3 protein-coding genes and 1 pseudogene are annotated in these 2,578 nt (G+C 35.8%); 1 reads left to right on the top strand and 3 read right to left on the bottom strand.

Translation table 11 applies throughout. The annotated features are described in order from the left end of the window. A partial coding sequence (gene mbpC, locus KTR07_RS27940) for a mobilization protein MbpC (RefSeq protein ID WP_217315574.1) occupies window positions 1–447 on the top strand: 447 nt, incomplete at its 5' end. Window positions 448–582: 135 nt separating this feature from the next. On the opposite strand, the gene KTR07_RS27935 is transcribed toward mbpC, so the two are convergent. From KTR07_RS27935 to KTR07_RS27925, 3 genes and pseudogenes are all read right to left on the bottom strand, one after another. Further along, window positions 583–1,089, bottom strand: coding sequence for a hypothetical protein (locus KTR07_RS27935; RefSeq protein ID WP_008675760.1), 507 nt, complete (start codon window positions 1,087–1,089; stop codon window positions 583–585). Beyond that, the gene (locus KTR07_RS27930; protein WP_154275601.1) at window positions 1,070–2,233 is read right to left on the bottom strand and encodes a hypothetical protein; all 1,164 of its coding nucleotides are present in this window, start codon (window positions 2,231–2,233) and stop codon (window positions 1,070–1,072) included. Before KTR07_RS27930 ends, KTR07_RS27935 begins: the two co-directional genes overlap by 20 nt. A gap of 52 nt (window positions 2,234–2,285) precedes the next feature. Then, window positions 2,286–2,578 (bottom strand): annotated as a pseudogene (locus KTR07_RS27925) (replication initiation protein); the annotation flags it as partial.

The raw sequence follows: 2,578 nt of genomic DNA, 5'->3' as shown, positions 1-2,578 counted from the left end.
ACACCCTCAAACCCAAAGACGGAGGATTACACCTATAAGCAGGGACAGTACAGCCCCCGAAAGAGAAAGGACACCACGCCCAAAGTAAATCCGCAACTTGCGGTAGAGCTGGTGTTTCAAGAGTTGAAGCGCGTAGAATCCTATACGAAGCGCATAGAGGACGCAACAGCCAAAAAGGTAGAAGTAGATAGAGGAAGCCTTGAAAGTGCCGAAAATCGCCTAAAAAGCGTATTGGCGGAATTTGAACGGCTGGGGAACAGAATGAAAAATGGCGGCTATGTGGATAAACGGGTTTCGTTCTACTCCATTCTTTGTGCCGTTATCTCCCTCTTGTTTGCCTGCCTCATGTGTTATTTGTGGGTGGATGCTGCCAAGGAACGGGACAGATACCAGCCCTTTTATGAATATTACCAGCAGATGCAAGAGCAGAAAGAAGGGAAGGAATAGAAATGTACGAGTTAAATGGGTAGAAAACCAAATATTTGCAAAGATAGTAATTCTTTGCAAACTCTTAAATGGCACTGATGCCATTCCTATATATAAAAGCCGCCGGGAATCTATGGAGTTCCGGCGGCTTGCTCTTTATTCAAAAAACATTTCTTCTGATTTCTCAAAAATTAAATTGGGAGAGTCTATAACACTTTTTCTAAAGGAGGCAATATTACTTGTAGATGTGTCGCCCAACATTATGACTACTTTATTCCTTCTTTCATCTAAATAGTGACCATAATACTTTAATTTTGTAAAATCTTTTTCAAGTAATAAGGAGTCTAAAATCTTTATTTGCTGCATTAAGGACTCTTTACTGTTTCCACACATTTTTATAATTACTCCATTGGAACTTTTACATCTTTCAAAAATATCATTCCGTATATTGTATGTGTCGTTTGTAATACAAAAGTAGACAATTCCATTTTCCACATACATACCTCCTAAATAAGGTGGTTCTCCTTTCTCTTTAATAGAATTCTTCCAATTGGAAATTACTTCATTTACAGTTAACGTGTCTATATAATTACTGTTTTTTTTATTCGAACAGGATATAATGAAAACAGCAAAGCTTATAATTCTAATACAATTCCAAACCATATTTTTCCACGGTACGAGAAGCAGGCATAAAATATGAAGGATTGGAATTTGTGACACCTCCTATTAATGTTCCGGCTATATTCATATCATCAGGAGTGTAAACAATGCATCCGCTATCTCCGCTTTGTGAATTACAGGTCATTTTTACTATGCCAGTTAAAGTAACTGATATGCCTTGAGAGGGCCATTTAAAAGTGGATGTTGCATAAGTGGAGTTAATATAACCAGTACTTGCGCTATGCCTACCACGAATTGCGACTTTTGAATTAACTAAATAAGAAGATAGTTTTGGATTAACAGATAAAAAATCGCTATATAAATGATTTGAAAATGTATATCCATTCATTGAATAACAAAAGGCAGCATCCGTATCTCCTGACGTTTGTGAAATTTCAGCACAACCTATAGGAGTACTCATCGATTCATTTTCGTATACATAAGTTCCAGCTTTTTGTACAACGTGTCCTGCGGTAACAAATCCTGTAACAGGTACAACATGACTATCTTTTCGCTTAGCTCGGAATCCGACAGAACCATATGAACGTGTTCCGGAAACAATACTTTGCCCTGTTAGTATTTCGCTTAGGAAAGCTGGTTTTTCTGATTTCACAAACTTCAAGAAGGGTTCTTCTAAAACTTCTTTTTTGAAGTCTTGTATATTTGATTCTGAAATGTCACCTAAATAGACTTCTATGTTGTTGTCTGTATCGCAGATAGAAAAACCATAAAATTCAAAAGGATTATCTGCATTCTTTTTAGATAACAAATAGTTATCCATCTTTTCTGCTGCATTTAATAGTTCTGAATAAGAATATTCACAGATATCCACAATGGATCCATTTCCACCACATCGAGTGATTAAATCTTTTTCTATCTCTTCCGAAGTTTTATTGACTACCTTTACAACCAGTTTGCCTTCTTTGTTTAAATAGGCTCCTCCATAATATGAAGGATATGATAAATGCTTTATCTCACTACTTCGAGATACTGCATTTTGAAAAGATTTCATTAGATTAGCACCAAGTTCATTTCCGGATAAGGTTTCTTGCTGATGAACAGTGTTATTTATCTCGTCTAATTCAGACGTGCATGATACTAAAGCTATTGCTATCATGCTTAAAATAACATAATAAAACTTTTTCATAATGGTATAATTTAAAGTTAATATCCACAAATATAGCAATTCCTTTTGAAAATCAAGCACTATACTCCTTTATTTTCCCCTTTAGTGCATTGATAATCCAACCTTTTGGATTATTCTTTTCTCGTGATTTTCCGTTTAGGATAGCCAGTTCTCTTATAAGGTCAGTAATATTTTCTTGTGCAGTTATAAATGTTTCCTTGTTCCGGTTTATTTCTTCTGAAGTGAAACCGCAGGAATAACGGAGGTATTCATACACATGGCTATCTATTTGGTGACGTGCCGTTACTTTTGCTTGAAGTTCTTTTACTTCCAGTTCTTCATCCCTGAATTGAGGTTGATATACAG

Origin of the sequence: Bacteroides sp. MSK.20.82 (genome assembly GCF_019052485.1) — a bacterium.
Taxonomy (GTDB): Bacteria; Bacteroidota; Bacteroidia; order Bacteroidales; family Bacteroidaceae; genus Bacteroides; species Bacteroides thetaiotaomicron.
This window is presented reverse-complemented; position numbering and strand designations above follow the sequence as displayed.